The organism is Streptomyces sp. WZ-12 (assembly GCF_028898845.1).
Lineage (GTDB): Bacteria > Actinomycetota > Actinomycetes > Streptomycetales > Streptomycetaceae > Streptomyces.
Map to the genome: position 1 here is coordinate 4255638 of NZ_CP118574.1, position 21855 is coordinate 4277492.

The window sequence follows — 21855 nt, forward strand, 5'->3', positions numbered from 1 at the left end:
GTGACCGGACTGGCAGGATGGACGCGGCACGACTCACCGCATGAGCCCGTCAGCCGCCGTCGTCACGCACTCTCGGGGGGAACCCACCCATGGCGCACCAGTACCCCGGCCCGCCCCCGGAACAGCCGCCCGGCCAACCCGGCCAGCACCCTTACTCCCCGGAGGGCGGCTACGGCTACCCCCAGGGCGGCCGACCCGGAGAGCCCGGCTACGGCTACCCGCAGGCCGCTCCGCCGCCCGGCCCCGGTTTCGGCACCCCGCCGCCGCCCCCGCCCGGCGGCTTCCCGGGCCAGCCGCCGCAGCCCGGCCCCACGGTGCTCTCGCTGGGCGACATCGCGGTCAGCGGCGACACGATCATGACGCCGGTCGGCCCGATGCCCCTCAGGGGCGCGGTCTGGACGGCCACCGACATGTCGCGCACGGAGGAGAAGATCCCCACGCACGCCATCGTCCTCGCCGTCGTCTTCTTCCTCTTCTGCCTGCTCGGGCTGCTCTTCCTGTTGATGAAGGAGCGCGTGACGACCGGCTTCGTCCAGGTGACGGTGAACAGCGGCGGGCGGCACCACGCCACGATGATCCCGGTGCAATCCCCCGAGCAGGTCATGTTCGTGCTGAACCAGGTCAACTACGCCAGGTCGCTGAGCGTGTGACCCCGCACGGGCCCACCGGAAGCACCGGCCCCGGGACCCCGACGGGCGGCACCGACGGAACCGACGCCGCGGCCGTCCGCCGGCGCACCCTGCGCACCGCGGCCGTGGCGCTGGGCGCCGGCGCGCTGGCCGCCGGCTACCTCTGGCACACCAACCCGCACCAACCGGGGCAGCTCCTCCTCCCCTGCCCCTTCCGCCTGCTGACCGGGCTGCTCTGCCCGTTCTGCGGCGGGACGCGGATGGCGTACGACCTGATGCACGGCGACGTGGCGACCGCCTTCCACGACAACGCCGTGCTGCTCGTCCTCGGCGTCCCCGCCCTCGCCTACGCCCTGACGCGGTGGTTGGCCGACGGGCTGCGCGGGCGGCGCCGCCCGATGAAGCTGACCGCCCGCGGCAATGCCGTGGTCCTCGGCACCGCCGCGGTGTGGCTGGTCGCCCGCAACCTCATGGGCTGACGGGCGACCGTCCCGGCGTCAGCGCACGGTGACCTTCACCACCGGCGAGAGGGTGCTGCCGGAGGCGATCCGGAGCTGGTTGACGCCCTTGACGCCCAACTTGACGCGTATCGCGTAGCTGCCGTTGTGGTTGACCGGCGCCTGGGCCGGCAGCGACACCCACTTCGCGGCCTGCTTCTGCTGGACCGTCACCTTGCTGCCCGCCTTGATGCCCTTGGCGACGCCGGTGATCCGGAACTCCTGCCAGGCGCTGACCGTCGTCGCGCTGGCCTTGGCGGTCAGCGTCGCCTTCGCGGGCGCGGTGGCCACGATCGGGGCGGGCGTGTGGACGTGCGTCGGCGCGGCGACCGCGGCGGCCGTACCCCCGGCGAGCAGGGCGACGGCGGCCATCCCGACGGCGGCGTAACGAAGTGCACGGTTCATGTCGGATTCCTCACTGATGGGCCAATGAGCTGGTTGGTGACCTTCGCTCAGGAATACGGGGATCGACTACCGGAGGTTCCCCCTCCGCCCCAGATCCATCGAATTCCCCGAAACTGGCCGGAACTGAACGCCCGCCACCAGGCCGGCAGTTGCCCCCTCAGAACGCGCCCAGCAGCCGGCACCCCAGGGCCAGGAACCCCGCCCCGGCCAGCAGCGCCGTCACCGCCCCGGCCACCCGGCCGTACCCCACCGCCACCGGCTGCCCGGTCCGGGCGCAGACGCCCGCCCACAGCAGCAATCCGCTCCCGAACAGCGCGAACGCCGCGCCCGCGAAGCCTGCCGGTCCACTGTCCATGCCCCCAGCCTGGCAGGCCCGTACGGCGACGGGACGAACGCCGTGTGAACGACAACGCCGCCCCGCCGCCCCGGCACTACGCGACCGGCTCCAGGAAGCCCTGCTCGACCAGCATCCGGATGGCGGCCGGGGTGCGGTCCCGGAGCAACACCGGGTCCTCGCCGACGAGTTGGGCGATAGCGTCCAGAATCCGACCGGCGGGCAGCGAGCCGTCGCAGACGCCCGCGAAACCGGCGCCGACCGTGTCCACCTTCGTGGCCCGCCGCATGCCGCGGTTCTGACGGAGCACCACATGCTCCGGGTCCTCCGCGCCGGGCAGCCCGACCTGCTCCTGCACCACCTCGTCGACCAGCCGGAAGTGCCCGGCCAGCAGCGCCGCGTCGTCGGTCGCCCGCAGGTAGTCCTGCCGGTCGAAGTGGCGCAACACCGCGTCCCCCAGGGGCTGTTCGACCGGGTGCGGCCATTCCTCGATGGTGAGGGACGGGTCCTCGGCGCCGGACTTGCGCAGCGTGATCCAGCCGAAGCCGACGGCCTTGGTCTTGCGCGCCTCGAACTCGTCCAGCCAGGCGTCGTAGCGCGCCGCGTACTCCTCCTGGCCGGCGTGGTGGTCGCCGGCGTCGCGCAGCCACAGCTCGGCGTACTGGGTGACGTCCTGCACCTCGCGCTGCACGATCCAGGCGTCGCAGCCGCGCGGCACCCAGGAGCGCAGCCGGTCCTGCCACTCCTCGCCCGCCACGTGCTGCCAGTTGGCGAGCAGTTGGCAGTACCCGCCGTCGTTGAGGTGCGCGGCGGCCTGCTGGACGAGGGTGCGGCACAGGTCGTCGCCGCCCATCCCGCCGTCCCGGTAGGTGAGTCGCGCGCCCGGCGAGATCACGAACGGCGGGTTGGAGACGATCAGGTCGTAGCGCTCCTCGCCCACCGGCTCGAAGAGCGAGCCCTCGCGCAGGTCCGCCGAACCGGCCCCGGAGAGCGCCAGCGTCAGCGCCGCGATGCGCAGCGCGCGGGGGTTGAGGTCGGTGGCGGTGACGCGGGTGGCGTGCTGGGCGGCGTGCAGCGCCTGGATGCCGGAACCCGTGCCGAGGTCGAGCGCCTTGGCGACCGGGCGGCGCGCGGTGATCCCGGCGAGGGTCGTGGACGCCCCGCCGACGCCGAGCACCAGCCCGGAGCGGTCCGTCCCCGCCCCGCCCCGGATGCCGCCCGCGCCACCGACCGCACAGCCGAGGTCGGAGACGATCCACCAGTCCTGCCCGTCGGGGCCGCCGTACGGCCGCACGTCCACCGTGGCGCGCACCTCGTCGCCGTCCCGCACCAGCCAGCCGTCGGCGAGGCAGTCCGCCAGCGGCAGCACCGCGGCCGCCCGCGCCTGCCCCATCGGACGCTGCAACAGGAACAGCCGCACCAGCGTCTCCAGGGGGGCCTCGCCCCGGGTCGCGCGCAGCGCGGGCACGGTCTCGCTGCGGGCCAACGCCGCGTACGCGGGCGCGCCCAACAGCTCCAGCAGGCCGTCGGCGGTGAAGGCGGCGGCCAACAGCGCCTCGCGCAGCCGGCTGGTCCGCGCGCTGCTCTCGGGGTCCTGGGCATCTGCGGTGGGGAGGTGCATCGTCACCCCACCATTGTCGGCCCTGCCACCGACAATCGGCGACGGCCCGGCGCCCCGCCCCTCTCGGGCGCGTCGCCGGGCCGTCGCCGCGGACTGTTCCAACCGGTCCGCGGGAACCCCACGGACCGGTCCGCTAGGCGCTCTTGGACGGCGCCGCCGACGGCCCGTTGGAGGTGCCCTGGTTCTGGCAGCCCTTCTGCCGCGCCATCGCCTTGCCCACGTCGCCGGCCTCCAGCTTCTTGAAGGCCTGTTCGCTCTTGGCGTTGAGCTTGTTGATCCCGTTGGAGAGGTTGCGCAGCCCGTCGGCGAACTTCAGCTTGTCGCCGGTGTCCAGGCCGTCCACCTGCTTCTTGAGGTCGGCGTATCCCGCGGACAGGGAGTTGAGCTCCTTGACCGCGTTCTTCTGCGCGTCCTCGCCGCCCTCGTTCGGCGGCGCCCCCGCCTTGTCCAGGGACTTGGCCAGTTGGGCGTAGGCCGCCGAGATCTTCTGGAAGGCCGCCGAGTCGGTCTGCTGGACCTTCTTGGAGTCCGTGTTGCCGCTGTCGGCCGTCTGCATGGCCGCGTTGGCGTCCTGGATCTGCTTGAACGGAACCTGCGCGGGGTCGCAGAACGTCTTCGCCCAGTCGTCGAGCTTCTTCGAGTTGTCGCTGCTGCAACCGGTCAGCGCGAGCAGGAGTGCGGCACCGCCGGTCAGGGCAGCCACGAGCTTCTTGTTCACCGGATTGGTCCCTTCCATGGCTCTCGGCCCCGGAACATACACGTCCGACCGGCCTCGCCCCCTGGTCGGGCTCCGGGCCCGGCCCGCATTGCAGCCATTTGCACCAAGGGCCGCGGGCGGTCCCGGACACGTCGCGGGCGGGTGTGCGGCGCGCACAAAAAGCGCCGTACACCCGCCCGTTGAGCGGTCGGCGGGCCGTACCTGCGGCCCGGGCCTTCAGGACGCCACGGCGGTCTCGGTCGACTTGGCGACGTTCTCGGGGTCCTCCGCGGTGTTGCCTTCGTCACCCACGGCGATCCCGCGCCGCTTGGAGAGGTAGACCGCGCCGACGATGACCACGAGCGCCAACGCGGCGGCCGCGATCCGGATGCCGAGGCTCTTGTCGTGGCCGTACGAGAACTTCACCACGGCCGGCGCGATGAGCAGCGCGACCAGGTTCATCACCTTCAGCAGCGGGTTGATCGCCGGGCCCGCGGTGTCCTTGAACGGGTCGCCGACGGTGTCGCCGATGACCGTCGCGGCGTGCGCCTCGCTGCCCTTGCCGCCGTGATGGCCGTCCTCGACCAGCTTCTTGGCGTTGTCCCACGCGCCACCGGAGTTGGCGAGGAAGACCGCCATCAACGTGCCGGAGCCGATCGCCCCGGCCAGGAACGAGCCGAGCGCGCCGACGCCGAGCGCGAAGCCCACCACGATGGGCGTGAGCACCGCCAGCAGCCCCGGCGTGGCCAGTTCGCGCAGCGCGTCCTTGGTGCAGATGTCGACCACCCGCCCGTACTCGGGCTTCTCGGTGTAGTCCATGATCCCGGGCTTCTCCCGGAACTGCCGGCGCACCTCGAAGACCACCGCCCCGGCCGACCGCGACACCGCGCTGATCGCCAGCCCGGAGAACAGGAAGACCACCGACGCGCCCAGGATCAACCCCACCAGGTTGTTGGGCTGCGAGATGTCCAGGCTCAGGCTCATCCCGCCGGCCGCCTGGCCGATCTCCCGTACGGCGTTGGCAATCGCGTCCCGGTACGAGCCGAACAGCGCGGAGGCCGCGAGCACCGCGGTGGCGATGGCGATGCCCTTGGTGATGGCCTTTGTGGTGTTGCCCACCGCGTCCAGGTCGGTCAGCACCTGCGCGCCGTCCCCGGTCACGTCGCCGGACATCTCGGCGATGCCCTGCGCGTTGTCGGAGACCGGGCCGAAGGTGTCCATCGCGACGATGACCCCGACGGTGGTCAGCAGGCCGGTGCCGGCCAGCGCCACCGCGAACAGCGCCAGCGTGATCGAGGCGCCGCCCAACAGGAACGCCCCGTAGACCGCCAGCGCGATCAACACGGCGGAGTAGACCGCCGATTCGAGGCCGATCGAGATGCCGGAGAGCACGACGGTGGCCGGCCCGGTCAGCGAGGTCTTGCCGATGTCCCGTACGGGCCGCCGGTTGGTCTCGGTGAAGTAGCCGGTCAACTGCTGGATCAGCCCGGCCAACACGATGCCGATGGCCACCGCGACCAGTGCCAGCATCCGCGGGTCGCCGTTACGGCCCAGGATCTCCGGGTCGTTGACGCCGCTGAGGTCCTTGTAGCTCGACGGCAGGTAGGTGAAGACCGCGACGGCCACCAACACCACCGAGATGCCCGCGGAGATGAAGAAGCCGCGGTTGATCGCGGTCATCCCGCTGCGGTCCCGGCGCCGGGGCGCCACGACGAAGATGCCGACCATCGCGGTGAGCACGCCGATCGCGGGCACCAGCAGCGGGAAGGCCAGCCCGGCGTCGCCGAAGGCCGCGGTGCCCAGGATGAGCGCGGCGACCAGGGTCACCGCGTACGACTCGAAGAGGTCGGCCGCCATGCCGGCGCAGTCGCCCACGTTGTCGCCGACGTTGTCCGCGATGGTGGCGGCGTTGCGCGGGTCGTCCTCCGGGATGCCCTGCTCGACCTTGCCGACGAGGTCGGCGCCGACGTCCGCGGCCTTGGTGAAGATGCCACCGCCGACCCGCATGAACATCGCGATCAGCGCGGCGCCGAGGCCGAAGCCCTCCAGCACCTTGGGCGCGTCCACCGCGTACACCAGCACCACGCAGGACGCGCCGAGCAGGCCGAGTCCCACGGTGAACATGCCGACGACGCCACCGGTACGGAAAGCGATCTTCATCGCTTTGTGCGCGACCGCCGTAAGATCCGTTTGCTGCGCCGCGTCCTCTCCCGGAGTCGCCTCACGGGCCGCTGCCGCCACACGCACATTGCTACGCACCGCAAGCCACATGCCGATATAGCCGGTGGCCGCCGAGAAAGCCGCGCCGATCAAGAAGAAGGCGCTGCGTCCGGCGCGCTGCGACCAATTGTCCGCGGGCAGCAACATGAGCAGGAAGAACACGACCACGGCGAATGCGCCGAGGGTCCGCAACTGCCGTGCCAGGTAAGCATTTGCGCCTTCCTGCACCGCCGCCGCGATCTTCTTCATACTCTCGGTGCCCTCACCGGCCGCGAGCACTTGCCGGACCAGCACCGCCGCGACCGCCAGGGCGGCCAGGGCGACGACGGCGATCACCAGCACGATCCCGCGGTTGTCCGCGGTGAGTGACGGTTCGGCCAGCACGGTGGGGGTGTCCATCAACTGAGGGGTGTAAGGCCCCGCCATTCGTCCTCCTTGACGTTATGGCACATGGGCGCGCGGAAGCACGCTCAGGCGTCCTGAGCAAGATGTGGACGGATTGTAGGGAGCCGCGGTTGATCAAAACAGGGCGCCTCAAAGGGAATTCGCCTGTTCCCGGCGAAGATCAAAAGGCCGGGGGTTCGCCGAATTCGCCCGTACGAAGTACGTCGATGAATTCGCTGACCCCTGACCGATGATCAGCATTTCCCACGATCCCCGCTGCTCAAAGACCTTTCACCACGCCCCGATCCCCCTGTGACCGCCGTGAAACGGGAGGGAATTGAGCCGCCCAGCCCCCTCCGAAACCCTCACCCGCCCTCTCCAGCGACCCCGCACCACGCGATGACGCCTCGTCAGATCACGTCCGGATCGCATCGCCCACAACGGAACACACCGGCCACGACGGAGCACCCGGGCTACGACCGAACGCATCGGGGTAGCGGGCCTGAACGGCTGGCCGGACAGAGGGACGGCCGCATCGCAGGCGACACCGCTCCCACCCGGGCTCACGCAGGAGCAGGCTGCACCGCCCCAACTCGGCGCCCCAGCAGACAGAAACGGGCTGCGGCAAACGCCAACAGGCAGCAACAGGCAACAGCCCGGGCGGGACCGACAGCCAGTCAGGAACACCCCACGCGGGAACGCCCACGCGAAAACGCCGAGCCCTACGACCCGGCAACGCCCCACTCAAACAACCCCGGAGTCGGGGGAACAAACACCCCGGAGCAAGAGCGCCACCACCGACGCCCGACCGACGAACGAATCCGCCCGCGCGACGAGGCGCCAACCGCCCCGCGCCTGACGGCCGCACCCGCTACGGCAGCACCGGCGTGGGATGCGCGGGCCAGCTCATCCGGATCCACCCGCCGTTCTCGCCGGAGGACACCTCGACGTCGTCGACCAACCCGCTGATCACCGCGAGGCCCATCTCGTCCTCGCCCTCGGCGTCGCTCTCCCCGCCGCCCTCGGCCGGAGCGCCGCCCGCGGCGGCCCCGCCGGAGCCGGGGACCTCGTCGCCCACCTCGATCGAGAACTTCTTCTCGGTCTCGTCCTCGACCAGCACCACCCGCACCGGCGCCGAGATGCCGTGGCTCTCGTGCATCCCCACGGCGCGACTGCACGCCTCGCCGACGGCGAGCCGCACTTCGTCCAGCACCGCCTCGTCCACCCCTGCGCGCCGCGCCACGGCAGCCGCGACCAGACGCGCGGTCCGGACGTGCTCGGGAAGGGCGCTGAAGCGAAGTTCGACGGTGGCCATGCCATCCCCCTCATGATGCGGACGTGCAACGCGGGGGGCCGGACGAGCGCGCCCGGTACCCCCCACTCCTTCCACCCCCGCACCCTTGGCGCGGGGGACCGGCGAACCGTCAGTCAGTGGCTGCGACGGCTTCGTCGACCGAGGTGTGGATCGGGAACACCTTGGTCAGACCGGTGATTCGGAAGATCTTGAGAATGCGCTCCTGGTTGCAGACCAGGCGCAGCGAGCCCTCGTGGGCACGCACCCGCTTGAGCCCGCCGACCAGGACGCCGAGCCCTGTGGAGTCCAGGAAGTCGACACGTTCCATGTCCACCACGAGGTGGTAGCTTCCGTCGTTCACAAGCTCGACCAGCTGCTCGCGCAGCTTGGGCGCGGTGTATACATCAATCTCGCCACCGACCTCGACGACCGTACGGTCGCCAACGGTCCGGGTCGACAGGGACAGGTCCACGGATCCTCCAGCACCTTGCTATCGAGCGGTCGCCCCCCTGGGGCCTCCCCACCGAGGTAGGGGCGGATCGGCAGCCGCCATGGCATTCAATCACTTACCAGCAGGCGTGCACGACGCCTTGTGAGCATTGTCCGTCACACCGGTGACACACTCGGTGCCGATGGCCTCCAATCCACGTCCGCCCGAGCGTGACGCGCGCACGTCCCCAGGCATGATTCTCGACGGTCTCGCCCGGGGCGCGACCCGTGCTGCACGCATCACTCATACGGAGCACTTGCCCCCGCGCATCGGCACCCATGCCGACTGGCCGGCACGGATCCGACCGGAAGTGATCGATGCCATCCGTTCGGCCGGAATCGATCGCCCCTGGGCCCACCAGGCACGGACGTCCGAACACGCGCTGCGCGGCGAATCCGTCGTGGTCGCCACCGGCACCGCCTCGGGCAAGTCCCTGGCATACCTGGCGCCGGTCCTCTCCACGCTGTTGGACGGCTCCGAGGCACCCAACGGGCGGGGGGCCACGGCCCTGTACCTGGCGCCCACCAAGGCCCTGGCGGCCGACCAGCGGCGGGCGGTGCGCGAACTGGCCGCCCCGCTCGGCACCGCGGTCCGGCCCGCCGTCTACGACGGCGACACCCCGGTCGAGGAGCGCGAGTGGGTCCGCCAGTACGCCAACTACGTCCTGACCAACCCGGACATGCTGCACCGCGGCATCCTCCCGGCCCACTCCCGGTGGTCCTCGTTCCTGCGCGCGCTGCGCTACGTCGTCATCGACGAATGCCACACCTACCGCGGCGTCTTCGGCTCCCACGTCGCCCAGGTCATCCGCCGGCTGCGCCGGGTGTGCGCCCGCTACGGCTCCGAACCGGTCTTCCTGCTGGCGTCCGCCACCGCCGCGGAGCCGGCGCAGGCGGCGTCCCGACTCACCGGCCTGCCCGTGGCGGAGATCACGCAGGACACCTCGCCCCGCGGCGAGTTGGTGTTCGCCCTGTGGGAACCGCCGCTGACCGAGCTCCACGGCGAGCAGGGCGCCCCGGTCCGCCGCACGGCGACCGCGGAGACCGCCGACCTGCTCACCGACCTCGCCGTCCAAGGGGTCCGCACGGTCGCCTTCGTCCGCTCGCGGCGCGGCGCCGAACTCATCGCCCTGATCGCCCAAGAACGGCTCGCCGAGGTGGACCGCTCGCTGCCCGCGCGGGTCGCCGCGTACCGGGGCGGCTATCTGCCCGAGGAGCGCCGGGCCCTCGAACGCGCCCTGCACAACGGGGATCTGCTCGGCCTGGCCGCGACCACCGCACTGGAACTGGGCGTGGACGTCTCCGGCCTGGACGCCGTGGTCATCGCCGGCTACCCCGGCACCCGGGCCTCTCTGTGGCAGCAGGCCGGCCGGGCCGGGCGCGCCGGACAGGGCGCGCTGGCCGTCCTGGTGGCCCGCGACGACCCGCTGGACACCTATCTCGTCCACCACCCCGAGGCGCTCTTCGACCGCCCCGTCGAGTCGACCGTGCTCGACCCGGACAACCCGTACGTCCTCGCCCCGCACCTCTGCGCGGCCGCCGCCGAACTGCCGCTCACCGAGGCCGACTTCCCGCTCTTCGGCCCGGAGACCGCCGGGCTGCTGCCGCAGTTGGAAGCGGCCAACCTCCTGCGGCGGCGCACCGCCGCCTGGTACTGGACGCGCCGCGAGCGGGCCGCCGACCTCACCGACATCCGCGGCCAGGGCGGCTCCCCCGTCCAGGTCGTGGAGGCCGGCACCGGGCGACTGTTGGGCACCGTGGACGCCGCGGCGGCGCACACCACCGTCCACGAGGGGGCGGTCCACCTCCACCAGGGCCGCAGCTATCTCGTCCGGCACCTGGACCTGGCGGACGACGTCGCCCTCGTGGAGGAGGCCAATCCGCCGTATTCCACGACCGCCCGCGACACCACCGCGATCTCCGTCCTGGAGACCGACACCGAGGTCCCCTGGGGCGATGCCCGACTGTGCTTCGGCTCCGTTGAGGTCACCAACCAGGTCGTCTCCTTCCTCCGCCGCAAACTGATCACCGGGGAGGTCCTCGGCGAGACCAAGCTGGACCTGCCGCCCCGTACGCTGCGCACCCGCGCGGTGTGGTGGACGGTCACCGAGGACCAGCTCGACGCCGCCCGGGTCAACCCCGAGCAGTTGGGCGGCGCCCTGCACGCCGCCGAGCACGCCTCCATCGGGATGCTGCCGCTCTTCGCCACCTGCGACCGCTGGGACATCGGCGGCGTCTCCGTCCCCCTGCACCCGGACACGCTGCTGCCGACGGTCTTCGTCTACGACGGCCACCCCGGCGGCGCGGGCTTCGCCGAGCGCGCCTTCCACACGGCCGCCGACTGGCTCGCCGCCACCCGCAGCGCCATCGCCGCCTGCGAATGCGACGCCGGCTGCCCGTCCTGCATCCAGTCCCCCAAGTGCGGCAACGGCAACGACCCGCTCCACAAGCGCGGCGCCCTCCGCCTCCTGACCGAACTCCTCCGCGGCGCCCCTGGTGATCCGCCCGACTGACGTCCGCTGCCCGCGCCACGCGCCAACTGCGCCGGGCGCGCCGGGTGGTGCCCCTGGCCGCGGCTCCGACCGCGGCATTGACTGTGGCTCTGGCTCTGGCTCTGGCTCTGGCTCTGGCTCTGGCACTGGCTCTGGCACTGGCACTGGCACTGGCACTGGCACTGGCACTGGCACTGGCACTGGCACTGGCACTGGCACTGGCACTGGCACTGGCACTAACGCTGCGCGGGGCATGCTGGGAACATCGCGCCGTACGGCGGCGGTGCGCACCAAGTGCCATTCGTCGAGCGGGACTTCACGGGCGTGCCTCGCTCCCGGCCTGCGCCACTGAGGCGTTGCCCGGAGGGCGGGTCGCCGCGCCGCCCAAAGCCACGCGGCGCCCGGGCGGCCCCGCGCCTGCACGGCGTCGGGCTTGCCGAACGACCCCCGTGTCGGCGGCAACCACCCGCCCCAACCCACCGGAACCGTCCCCGCGTTCACCACCGTCCCCGCGGCCGGCGAGACCGTCGTCGGACCCGCGCGGGCCCGCACCCGCGCGGTGAACGGGCCGCCGTCCGCCTCCGCCGTGACGTCGGCGATCGGCCCGGCCACCGCGCAGCGCACCAGCCGGGCGTGCTGCCCGGCGGCCACCCGGCGCGCCGTGGCGCAGGCCGTCGCCGGGCCCCGGAGCGCCTGATCGGCGGCCGCCAGCGCCGCCAAGTCGGCCGCACCGCCCGCCCGGTGCCGGGCGGTGACCGCCTGGCCGACGGCCATCAACGCGGCGAAGACCGCACACAGTGCCGCCGCCACGCAGACCGTCCACACCGTGGCGGAACCCTCGTCAGCGCACCGTTTCCTCCGCAAGGGCCACCGCCTCTCCCCCGACCCGCACCGGCAACCGACCCACTCCCGGGAGCCCGGCCTCGACCCGTACGCGCACCAGGTCGCCTTCCCGGGTCACCGCGATCCGCGCGCCCCGGGGAGCCGCCGCCCGAGCGGCCGCGAGCACCTGGCCCGAGGGCTCCTGTCGCGCCGCTGCGCGCGCCCCGGCCCGCGCGGCGTCCACGCAGGCGATCCGGGCGCAGGCGGCCAACAGCCCCCAGACCAGCGCCACCGCGACGACCACCAGCACCGGCAGCACCACCGCCGCCTCCGCCGTCACGAACCCGGCGTCGCGCGCTCCCGGCCCGCCGGGCGGGCTCGCACCGGTGCGAGCCCGCCCGCGGCCCTCAGAACGGCACATCGAGCGCCCTCTGGAGCACCGACCGCAGCGCCGCGACCACCGGCCCGCTCGTCACCACCTTGTAGAGCACCGCCGCGAACGCACACGCCGCGAGCGTCCCCACCGCGTACTCCGCGGTGCTCATCCCGCGGTCCACCCCCACCGCGCGCACCCGCGACCACCATCGACGGAACATGTCCTGCCTCCTGGAAATCTCCTGAACCTGCCTGGATCTGTGAATCTGCTTGTGCAGCCGCGAACTTGTGGGTCCGGGAGCCCCGGGCGTGGCCGGGACCGGCCACGCGCGTGCCCCTGCCACCGGGCCGCGCACCACTGCCTCACCTCATGCCGTCACCCCCCAACAGCCCGCCCGCCAGCCCGATCAACACCGGTGCCACCCCGAGGACGAGGAAGGCCGGCAGGAAGCACCCCGACAGCGGGAGGGTGACCAGCACCCCCGCCCGTCGGGCCCGTGCGGCCGCGGCCCGGCCCCACTCGGCGCGCAGTTCGGCCGCGACCCGCAGGGCCGGCTCCACGGCCGGGGCTCCCGATATCCCCGCGCGCTCCATGCAGCGCGCCAGCGCCTCGGCTCCCGGGAGCTCCGCCAACCGCGCCCATACGGTGGCGGGTTCGCCGCCCAGGCGCAGTTCCGCCGCGATGTGCCCCAGCCGCTCGGCGACCGTTCCGTCCAGCGATCGCCCCACCGCCTCGGCCGCCTCCCGGGGGCCGGCGCCGGCCGCCAGGCAGGCCGCCAACAGCTCGCCGGCCGGAGCGAGTTCGGCGGCCACCCGCGCTTCCGCGGCCCGATCAGCCGCCGCGTCCCGCTGCCACCGCAGCCAGTGGTGGGCGCCCCAGCCGACAGCGATCCCCACCAGGGCACCGGTCACGCCACCCAGGAGGACGGCCGCACCGCCGCCCGCCCCCAGGGGCCCGCCCCACTCCCGCAGCCACGTCTCCGGCAGACCGCCTTCCCGGGTCGCTCCGCGCCTCCACCGCCGGCCCCGGACGACCCGCCGCACCCGTTCGCGCAGGCCCCCCTCGCCGCCGTCCAGGCCGCCTACCGCCCCCACCAGCACGCTCAGCACCCGCCGCCGCACCGCACGCTCCACGCGCACCGCCCGCACCAGCGCCCCCGTACACAGCAGGACCGCAGCGGCCAACGCCACCATCCCCACCCTGTGGACAACTTCCGGACTCACCACACCCGCCCCCTTCACTTCCGTACCGCCGACGCATCGGCCACGATCCGGCCCGTCCAGGCCACTCCGCCCCACTCCAGGAGCCCGCCGACGAGCAGGCAGCCCCACCCGGCCGGGGTGTGCAGCAGCACCCCCAGGGGGTCGGCGCCGAGCGCACCACCCATCAGCAACCCGCCCACCGGGAGCAGCGCGAGCATCAGGGCGGTGGCCCGCGGCCCGGCCAACTGGGCCTGGAGCTCCTCCCGTTGGTCCCGTTGCGCGGCCAGGCCGGCCGCGATCCGTTCCAGCCCGCGGGCCAGCCCCGCCCCGCCCTCCACCGCGACCCGCCAGCACGCCGCCGCCCCGATGAGCCCCTCGGCGCCGGGCCGCCGCGCCGCCGCCCGCAGCGCCCCGGGGACGTCCCCGCCGTACCGCGCGGCCGCCAGCACCGCGGGCCCGGCCTCCCCCAGCCCCGCCACTCCGGCCGCGACCAGGGCCCGGTCCGGCTGCCGGCCGGCCCGCAGCTCCCCCGCCACCGCCCCGCAGAACCGGATCACCGCCGCCGCCCGCCGGTCCGCCGCCCGCTGCCGCGCCCGCCCGGCCAGCCACCGCCGTACGGCAACCAGGGCCGCCACCGCGCCCACGACGGGCAGCACCGACCGCCCCAGGACCCCCAGTGCGATCCCGGCCGGCAGGCACCAGACCTCCGCGCCGGCCTCGATCCAGCTCCCGAGCCGCCACCGCCGCGCCCCTTCGCCGCCGGCCGCCCGCCCGGCCCCCCACTCCCGCAGCGCCGCCGCACGCCCCCGCCCCGGCCCCCCGACCGTGGCGTGCGCGGCCCCGACGTCCCCCAGGACCGCCACCGCCCGTCGCCGCAGGGCCCGATCGCGCCGCAACCGCCACGCCAGCAGCACCACGCACCCCGCCACAACGGCCGGCACCACCAGCGCCCCCGCCCGCTCGCTCAGCACGCCTCCCCACCCCTCTCGCACAACCGGGCCAACCGCCCCCAGCCGCGCGCCTCCCGGAACCCCTCCGGGCTCCACACCGCGGCCGGCACCGTCACCACGAAGCCGTCCCGGTCCCGTTCCAGGACGTGGATCTCGGCGATGCGCCGCCGCCCCGCCCGGTCGCGGACCAGGTGCAGCACGACGGACAGCGCGGCCGCCAACTGGCTGTGCAGGGCCGCCCGGTCCAGTCCGGCGGTGCAGCCGAGCGCCTCCAGCCGGACCGGCACGTCGCACGCGGCGTTGGCATGAACGGTCCCCGAGCCCCCCTCATGGCCCGTATTGAGCGCCGCCAACAGGTCCGTGACCTCGGCTCCGCGGACCTCCCCGGCCACCAACCGGTCCGGCCGCATCCGCAGCGCCTGCCGCACGAGGTCCCGAAGGGTCACCCGGCCGGCGCCCTCCTGATTGGCGGGCCGGGCCTCCAGCCGCACCACATGGGGGTGATCCGGCCGCAGCTCCGCGGAGTCCTCGGCCAGCACGATCCGTTCGGCCGGACCGACCAGGCCGAGCAGGGTGCTGAGCAACGTCGTCTTGCCGGACCCCGTACCGCCGCTGACCAGGAACGACAGCCGGGCGGCCAGCAGCGCCCGAAGCAGCCGGTCGCCGCCCGGCGGCACCGTCCCCGCCGCCACCAGCTCCGGCAGCGCGAAGGCCCGGGGCCGCAGCACCCGCAGGGACAGGCACGTCCCGGCGACCGCCACCGGGGGCAGCACGGCGTGCAGCCGGGTGCCGTCGGGGAGCCGGGCGTCCACCCAGGGACGGGCGTCGTCCAGCCGCCGCCCGGCGACCGCCGCCAGCCGCTGCGCCAGTCTGCGCACCTCGGCCGCGTCCCGGAACCGGACGTCGGTGCGCTCCAACCCGCCGCCCCGGTCCACCCACACCGCGTCCGGCGCCGTCACCAGGACGTCCGTCACGTCGGGCGCGGCGAGCAGCGGCTCCAACGGCCCGCTGCCCACCATCTCCGAGCGCAACGCGCCCACCACGCCGAGCACTTCGGCGTCCCCGAGGAGCCGCCCCTCCGCGCGCAGCGCCACCGCCACCCGGGCCGGCGTCGGCTCCGCCCCGGCCTCGGCGAGCCGCCGCCGCACCCCGTCCAACAGCTCCCGGCTCATCCCGCACCACCCCCCAGGACGGCCGCCCCGACCCTCGCGCCCCCGAAGGGACCGACGGCGCACCGGCTCTCCCGGGACCACCACCCGGCCCCGCACCGCAGTCCGTCCCGCCACGGGTCCCCGAACCGAGGACCGCACCGCCCCGTGACCGCCCGGCCCCGGCCCCACAGCGCCCTCGCGATCCGCCGCCTCATTCCGACGCACCCCCCAACTCCCGCTCCCCTGCGCGCCCGACGCCCCCAACAGGCGCCGCGCCCCCGCCCCGCGCCCGCTCCCAGAAGCCCGCGCAGAACCGCGCCAACGGCCCCCGCGCCCGCGCCCCGGGCACCGTCCCCCGCGCGAGGTCCTCCGGCAGCCCCGCATCCCACGCCAACTCGCCCGCCAGCGGCAGCCCCACCAGGCGCGCGGTCTCCTCCGCACCCGGCCCGCCGCCGTGCCCCACCCCGGGCTGCCCGCAGGCCACCACCCGCACGTCACGGAGCACCGCCCGCACCGCATCGGCCACCCGCCGCGCCGCCGCCACCGCCCGCAGCTCCGCCGGCACGAGCAGCAGCCCCACGTCCACCTGCGCCAGCGCTTCGGCTGCGGTCTCGTCCACCCGGCGCGGCAGGTCGACGACCACCACGCCGCCGCGCCGCCGCGCCGCGGCCAGGACCGCCCGCATCGCCGGCGGCGGAATGGCCACCTCCGCGCCCCGGTCCCAGCTCAGGACCCGTAAGGAGTGCAGCCTGGGCAGCGACTCGGCGAGCGCACCACCCGCCACCCGGCCGCGCGACTCGGCGAACGCCGGCCACCGCAGCCCCTTCTCCTGCTCGCCGCCGAGCAGGACATCCAGACCGCCGCCCAGGGGATCGCCGTCCACCAGCAGGGTCCGCTCCCCCGCGCGGGCGGCGGTGACGGCCAGCGCCGCCGCGAGGGTGCTCGCCCCGGCACCGCCCCGCCCGCCGATGACCCCCACCGTTAAGGCCGGCGCGCCCGCCCCCTCGACCGCGTCGGCGATCCGATCCACCAGCCAGCACTCGCCCTCGGGAAGGGCCAGCACCCGCTCCGCCCCGACCGCCACCGCCTGCCGCAGCACCGCGACGTCGTCCGCGCTCCGCCCGACGATGACCACGCCGGGCCGCCGCCCGGTGCCGGACAGTCGGGCGGCACAATCCGCGCCGACGATCACCAACGGCGCCGATTCCCACTCCGTTGTGCAAAGAGGAGGACGGTGTGCCACTTCGGGCAGCGCACCGGCCGCCGCACAGAGCCGCAGAAGGTCGTCGAGGAGCTCTTCGTCCTCGGTGATCAGCAGCGGCCCGTCCCGCTCTTCACCGCTTCGCACCGGCTGGTCGGAAGTAGATGATCCGGACACGTTCTGTCCCCCTATCGCTACGCAACTCGCGCTTCCGCGAACTTCGCGGACTTTTACGGTGCAGCGATCGGGAAATCCGCGTGGATCTTGACCCAAAACTGTGGACAACTCAGCGGTTGTGAATATCCCCGTCACCTATTCCAGCGACGCGGGAGGGCTTCTGAGGCGCACGTGAAGGCTCCACAGAGCAGTGCAACGACTACCCTGAGTGATGGCATATGCATGACAGAAGCGCACGCCAACAACGCGCGGAATCCAAGTGAATCAAGGGCCCACGGCGAAAAACGCGCCCGGACATGCGACGACCCCCGCCGGGGGGGAGAGCGGGGGTCGTCCCCACGGCCGACTCGGGGGGGGGGAGGAGCCGGACCGGGTTAGCACGGTCGCGAACGATCCGTGACTTCCATGGTGTACCCGAGAGCCTTCTCAGGCAAACCCACGCGCCACACCTTACGCCGAATGGTGGGCGCCTATGCTCGCCCCCGTGGAAAACCACTCCGTGCCTCACTCGACTCCCCGTACTGCCGCGTTCTTCGACTTGGACAAGACCGTCATTGCAAAGTCGAGCACGCTGACCTTCAGCAAGTCCTTCTACCAAGGCGGCCTGATCAATCGGCGGGCCGTACTGCGCACCGCGTACGCCCAGTTCGTGTTCCTCGCGGGCGGCGCCGATCACGACCAGATGGAGCGGATGCGCGAATATCTCTCGTCGCTCTGCCGCGGCTGGGACGTGGCCCAGGTCCGGGAGATCGTCGCCGAAACGCTGCACGATCTCATCGACCCGATCATTTATGACGAGGCGGCTTCGCTCATCGAGGAACACCACGCGGCCGGCCGGGACGTGGTGATCGTCTCCACCTCCGGCGCCGAGGTCGTCGAGCCGATCGGCGAACTCCTGGGCGCGGACCGGGTGGTGGCCACCAGGATGGTGGTCGGCGACGACGGCCGCTTCACCGGAGAGGTGGAGTACTACGCCTACGGCCCGACGAAGGCGGAGGCCGTCCGGGAACTGGCCGCGTCCGAGGGGTACGACCTCCAGCGCTGTTACGCGTACAGCGACTCGATCACCGACGTGCCCATGCTGGAGACGGTCGGCAACCCCTGCGCGGTCAATCCGGACCGGGCGCTGCGCCGTGAAGCGGTCGCCCGGGGCTGGCCGGTGGTCACCTTCAACCGGCCGGTCCCGCTCAAGAAGCGGCTGCCGACGCTGACCCTGCCCTCCCGCCCGGTGCTCACCGCCGTCGCCGCGATCGGCGCGGCCGCCGCCACCGCGACGCTGGTCTGGTACGCCACCCGTCGCAGTACCGGAAAGAATCGACTCGCCGTAATGCCCGCATTTGCGCGCAAACGTAAAGATCTACGGGCCGGGGTTCCGTTCACCCCATATGAGTAGTACAAAGGACGTAACGGCCCGCGAGACCAAGGACATCCGAGAGGAACGCCTTTACCGCATCAAGGCCCACGGACCGACGCATGAATGCCGAGCACCCACGCGACGCCGACCCGTCGATTACGGGCCAGCCGCACCAGGTAAGCGGACAAGGAATCCGACCTGATGGGCAAATACCGAGCACGCCTGGTAACTCGGCGGACGTGCCAGCGGCGGTACCGAAGGGTTGGTACCGCCGCAACCCGTGTCAGGGGCCGGGCACCACGCCGTTACGCCGCTCCGCGCTGCAACGCCTCGCAGACCGCCGTGCTCTCCCGTACGCCCAGCTCGACCGCGCGTCCACAGTGGGCGATCCACCGCGCCATGCCGTCCAGCGTGCCCGAGACGTAGTCCTGTAGGGCCCGCGCGTAGTCCGCGCTCCCCAGTTCCGCGTGCCCCACCTCGGCCGGGCAGATCGACTTCGGGTCCAGCCCGCTGCCGACCAGCACGATCCGCTCCGCCGCCCGCGCGACCAACCCGTTGTACGTGCCGAAGGGCCGCAGCGCCAGGAGTTCCCCGTGCACCACGGCGGCCGTCACCAGGGCCGGCGCCTCGGTGCCCGCCAGGAGGAGCCGCGAAAGCCCGTCCAGCCGGCCGGCGACCTCATCGGCGTCCGGCAGCGGCAGTTCGACCAACGGCTCGTCCACCGGCTCGTCGTTCCGCCGGGGCCGGCCCACGGTGTCATCGTCCACTCCACCGCCGGCCGCAACGAGATGCAGCCGGGCCAGCACCCGCAGCGGCGACTGCCGCCAGACGCTGAGCAGTTGGCCCGCCTCGGCGGTCAACCGCAGCGCGGCGCCGACCGTGCGCGGCTCGTCGCCGGTGCCGAAGTCGGTGCGCCGGCGGACCTCTTCGAGCGCCCAATCGGCCCCGGACAGCGCCGCGGAGGCCCGGGCGCCGCGCAGCGCCGCCTCGGCGGTGATCTCGGTGCTGCGGCGCCGCATGATCCGGTGCCCGTAGACCCGGTCGACGGCCTTGCGGACGGAGTCCACGGAGTCGGCGACCCCCGGGAGCGACGCCAGGGCCGCGAGCGGGTCGGTGCTCGCCTGGGGTGGTTCGGGGGGCGTCCCCCGGGAGATTCCAGCCATGGGAACGACCCTACGCACCGCCAGCCCGAACCCCTCGAAGGAGTGGTCTTCTTCACGTAAACCACCCGTCGAGAGGTTGGCCACACCTACGCTCCCCGAACATGAAGATCGCTTTCGTAGGCAAGGGCGGCAGCGGCAAGACCACGCTGTCCTCCTTGTTCATCCGGCACCTCGCCGCGACCCAGGTCCCCGTCGTCGCGGTGGACGCCGACATCAACCAACACCTGGGCGTCGCGCTCGGCATGGCCGAGGCCCAGGCCGCCGCGCTGCCCGCGATGGGCGCCCATCTCCCCTTGATCAAGGACTACTTGCGCGGCAGCAACCCCCGCATCCCGTCCACCGCGACGATGATCAAGACGACCCCGCCCGGCGAGGGCTCCCGGTTGCTGCGCATCGGCGAGGGCAACCCGATCTACGACGCCTGCGCCCGGACCGTGCCGCTCGACGACGGGACGGTGCGATTGATGGCCACCGGCCCGTTCACCGAGGCCGACTTGGGCGTGGCCTGTTATCACTCCAAGGTCGGGGCGGTCGAGTTGTGTCTGAACCATCTCGTCGACGGCCGCGGAGAGTACGTCGTCGTCGACATGACCGCGGGGTCGGACTCCTTCGCCTCCGGGATGTTCACCCGCTTCGACATGACCTTCCTGGTCGCCGAGCCGACCCGTAAGGGCGTCGCGGTCTACCGCCAGTACAAGGAGTACACCCAGGACTTCGGCGTCCCGTTGAAGGTCGTCGGCAACAAGGTCCAGGGGGCCGACGATCTGGCGTTCCTCCGCTCCGAGGTCGGCGCGGACCTCCTGGTGTGCGTGGGCCACTCCGACTGGGTGCGGACCGTGGAGAAGGGCCGCCCGGCCCCCTTCGCCCTCCTGGAGGAGACCAACCGCCGCGCCCTGGAGGCGTTGCACGACGCCGCCGACGCCTCCTACGAGGACCGCGACTGGGAGCGCTACACGCGCCAGATGGTGCACTTCCACCTGAAGAACGCGGAGAGTTGGGGCAACGCGAAGACGGGGGCCGACCTGGCTGCCCAGGTCGACCCCGCCTTTGTGCTCTTCGAGGGGACGGCTACCCCGCAACCGGCATGATCCGGGCCGCTGGCGTCGGGCCGGAGGCGGCTCCCGGGGTATCCGAGAGGTACGCCGACCAGCCGTCCTCCGGCGCCCGGCCCACCGGCAGGTCCTGGAGCCTGCCCAGCGTCTCCGGGTCCTGCGCGTCCAGCCAGTCGCTCAACTGCTTGAAACTGACGCAGTGCACGCCCTTACGCGGGCAGATCTCCTTGATCGCCTCCTCGACGGCCTTCATGTACGTGCCGCCGTTCCAGGACTCGAAGTGGTCGCCGACGAACAGGGGGGCGCGGTTGCCCTGGTAGGCGCGGTCGAAGGCGTCCAGGATGCCGTCGCGCATCTGCTGGCCCCAGGCGGTGTGCATCGCGCGGTCGCCATGGGTGGAGCCGGACTGGTTGGCCAGGAAGTTGTAGTCCATCGAGAGGGTCTCGAAGTCCCGGCCGGGGAAGGGTATTTCCTGGAGCGGGAAGTCCCAGATGCCGTCGATCTTCCGCGGCCAGGTCTGCAGGCCGCCCGATGAGCTGGCGTCGTAGCGGAAGCCCATCTCCTTGGCCGCGGGTATCAGATTGCGCTGCCCCTCCAGACAGGGCGCGCGGCCGCCTACCAACTCCTTGGCGTAGTCGAACGGGAGCGGCGGCTCGCCCTTGAGGCCGGAGTTGGTCTTCCAGTTCCGGACGAAGGAGACGGCCTGCTCGATCTCGCTGCGCCACTCCTCCGGCGTCCAACTGCCCACCCCGTTACGGCCGCAGAAGTGGCCGTTGAAGTGGGTGCCTATCTCGTTGCCGTCCTCCCAGGCGCCGCGCATCTGGGCCACGGTGTCCTTGATCCCGCGGACGTCGTTGAAGCCGATCGCCGAGGCGCCGGGCTCGTGGCCGGGAGGTTCGTAGAGCTCCGCCTTGTCGGCGGGGAGCATGTAGACGCCGCTGAGGAAGTACGTCATCGTCGCGCCGTACTTCTTGCCGACGGCACGGAAGTGGGAGAACAGCTTCTGGCTGTCCTCGCCGGCGCCGTCCCAGGAGAACACCACGAACTGGGGTGGTTTCCGGCCCGGCTTGAGGCGGGCGGGCCTGGGTTGGTGGGGCTGCGCCCCGGTGTACGCGGTGGAGCCGTCGCCTATCAGGCGGACCGGGCGGGTGGCCGGAACCTTGGCGGGCGCCATGCGCCCCTTGCTCGCGCTCTGCGGCGGTCCGTCCTGGGTCGCCGCGGAGCAGCCGGCTATCGCCGCCAGCGCCACCGCCACCGCGATGCGCACCGTCGCCTTCGATATGACCGCCATCAGCCACCTCATTCCTGGTGCGCGAGGCACCATGCGGATTAATCAGGGCAGACC

The 21855-nt window shown here is 72.9% G+C and carries 21 protein-coding genes and 1 pseudogene; 6 read left to right on the top strand and 16 right to left on the bottom strand.

The genetic code is table 11. The features are described from left to right. Nucleotides 1-89: 89 nt before the first annotated feature. Nucleotides 90-650: a hypothetical protein gene (locus tag PV796_RS18095; protein WP_274914352.1), complete on the top strand. Its 561-nt coding sequence runs from the start codon at nt 90-92 to the stop codon at nt 648-650. Further along, the gene (locus tag PV796_RS18100; protein ID WP_446750603.1) at nt 647-1108 is read left to right on the top strand and encodes a DUF2752 domain-containing protein; all 462 of its coding nucleotides are present in this window, start codon (nt 647-649) and stop codon (nt 1106-1108) included. Before PV796_RS18095 ends, PV796_RS18100 begins: the two co-directional genes overlap by 4 nt. 18 nt (nt 1109-1126) lie before the next feature. Here PV796_RS18100 and PV796_RS18105 read toward each other — a convergent pair whose 3' ends face one another. From PV796_RS18105 to bldG, 7 genes are all read right to left on the bottom strand, one after another. After that, nucleotides 1127-1531, bottom strand: coding sequence for a hypothetical protein (locus PV796_RS18105; protein ID WP_274914353.1), 405 nt, complete (start codon nt 1529-1531; stop codon nt 1127-1129). Nucleotides 1532-1688: 157 nt separating this feature from the next. Continuing rightward, nucleotides 1689-1886, bottom strand: coding sequence for a hypothetical protein (locus tag PV796_RS18110; protein ID WP_274914354.1), 198 nt, complete (start codon nt 1884-1886; stop codon nt 1689-1691). Between the two features lie 76 nt (nt 1887-1962). After that, the gene (locus PV796_RS18115; protein WP_274919100.1) at nt 1963-3486 is read right to left on the bottom strand and encodes a N5-glutamine methyltransferase family protein; all 1524 of its coding nucleotides are present in this window, start codon (nt 3484-3486) and stop codon (nt 1963-1965) included. A 133-nt stretch (nt 3487-3619) separates the two neighbouring features. Continuing rightward, nucleotides 3620-4204: a small secreted protein gene (locus PV796_RS18120; protein ID WP_274914355.1), complete on the bottom strand. Its 585-nt coding sequence runs from the start codon at nt 4202-4204 to the stop codon at nt 3620-3622. Between the two features lie 216 nt (nt 4205-4420). Further along, on the bottom strand, nt 4421-6829 hold the full coding sequence (locus tag PV796_RS18125) for a sodium-translocating pyrophosphatase (RefSeq protein WP_274914356.1): 2409 nt from the start codon (nt 6827-6829) through the stop codon (nt 4421-4423). Between the two features lie 829 nt (nt 6830-7658). Continuing rightward, on the bottom strand, nt 7659-8102 hold the full coding sequence (locus PV796_RS18130) for an ATP-binding protein (RefSeq protein ID WP_274914357.1): 444 nt from the start codon (nt 8100-8102) through the stop codon (nt 7659-7661). Between the two features lie 109 nt (nt 8103-8211). Further along, nucleotides 8212-8553, bottom strand: a complete 342-nt coding sequence (gene bldG / locus PV796_RS18135) for an anti-sigma factor antagonist BldG (protein WP_004571875.1) — start codon at nt 8551-8553, stop codon at nt 8212-8214. 160 nt (nt 8554-8713) lie between these two features. On the opposite strand from bldG, the gene PV796_RS18140 reads away from it, so the two are divergent. Next, nucleotides 8714-11083 (top strand): DEAD/DEAH box helicase, encoded by a 2370-nt coding sequence (locus tag PV796_RS18140; RefSeq protein ID WP_274914358.1) that lies wholly within the window; start codon nt 8714-8716, stop codon nt 11081-11083. Between the two features lie 412 nt (nt 11084-11495). Beyond that, entirely contained in the window at nt 11496-11759 is a 264-nt protein-coding gene (locus PV796_RS18145) for a hypothetical protein (RefSeq protein ID WP_274914359.1), read from the top strand. Here PV796_RS18145 and PV796_RS18150 read toward each other — a convergent pair. The 7 genes and pseudogenes from PV796_RS18150 to ssd all read right to left on the bottom strand — a co-directional run. Continuing rightward, a pseudogene (locus PV796_RS18150) lies at nt 11654-11887 on the bottom strand (Rv3654c family TadE-like protein); the annotation flags it as partial. The gene PV796_RS18145 and the pseudogene PV796_RS18150 sit on opposite strands and share 106 nt — an antisense overlap. A 16-nt stretch (nt 11888-11903) precedes the next feature. Then, nucleotides 11904-12305, bottom strand: coding sequence for a TadE family type IV pilus minor pilin (locus PV796_RS18155; protein WP_274914360.1), 402 nt, complete (start codon nt 12303-12305; stop codon nt 11904-11906). Continuing rightward, complete coding sequence (locus PV796_RS18160) at nt 12292-12480, bottom strand: DUF4244 domain-containing protein (RefSeq protein WP_274914361.1); 189 nt, start codon at nt 12478-12480, stop codon at nt 12292-12294. The genes PV796_RS18155 and PV796_RS18160 overlap by 14 nt, the downstream gene beginning before the upstream one ends. A 142-nt stretch (nt 12481-12622) precedes the next feature. Then, a complete protein-coding gene (locus tag PV796_RS18165; protein ID WP_274914362.1) occupies nt 12623-13483 on the bottom strand; it encodes a type II secretion system F family protein in 861 nt (286 codons plus the stop codon). A 14-nt stretch (nt 13484-13497) separates the two neighbouring features. Continuing rightward, nucleotides 13498-14433, bottom strand: a complete 936-nt coding sequence (locus PV796_RS18170) for a type II secretion system F family protein (protein ID WP_274914363.1) — start codon at nt 14431-14433, stop codon at nt 13498-13500. Continuing rightward, nucleotides 14427-15584: a TadA family conjugal transfer-associated ATPase gene (locus PV796_RS18175; RefSeq protein WP_274914364.1), complete on the bottom strand. Its 1158-nt coding sequence runs from the start codon at nt 15582-15584 to the stop codon at nt 14427-14429. Before PV796_RS18175 ends, PV796_RS18170 begins: the two co-directional genes overlap by 7 nt. A 190-nt stretch (nt 15585-15774) precedes the next feature. After that, entirely contained in the window at nt 15775-16941 is a 1167-nt protein-coding gene (gene ssd, locus PV796_RS18180) for a septum site-determining protein Ssd (protein WP_274914365.1), read from the bottom strand. Between the two features lie 472 nt (nt 16942-17413). On the opposite strand from ssd, the gene PV796_RS18185 reads away from it, so the two are divergent. Beyond that, nucleotides 17414-18334, top strand: coding sequence for an HAD family hydrolase (locus PV796_RS18185; RefSeq protein WP_274914366.1), 921 nt, complete (start codon nt 17414-17416; stop codon nt 18332-18334). Between the two features lie 266 nt (nt 18335-18600). Here the strand turns inward: PV796_RS18185 and PV796_RS18190 are convergent, their stop codons facing one another. Then, entirely contained in the window at nt 18601-19458 is an 858-nt protein-coding gene (locus PV796_RS18190; RefSeq protein ID WP_274914367.1) for an oxidoreductase, read from the bottom strand. A gap of 101 nt (nt 19459-19559) precedes the next feature. Here PV796_RS18190 and PV796_RS18195 point away from each other — a divergent pair, with 101 nt between their 5' ends. After that, nucleotides 19560-20546, top strand: a complete 987-nt coding sequence (locus PV796_RS18195) for an ATP-binding protein (protein ID WP_274914368.1) — start codon at nt 19560-19562, stop codon at nt 20544-20546. Here PV796_RS18195 and PV796_RS18200 read toward each other — a convergent pair. Next, entirely contained in the window at nt 20527-21801 is a 1275-nt protein-coding gene (locus PV796_RS18200) for a hypothetical protein (protein ID WP_274914369.1), read from the bottom strand. The genes PV796_RS18195 and PV796_RS18200 overlap by 20 nt on opposite strands. Nucleotides 21802-21855: the final 54 nt, after the last annotated feature.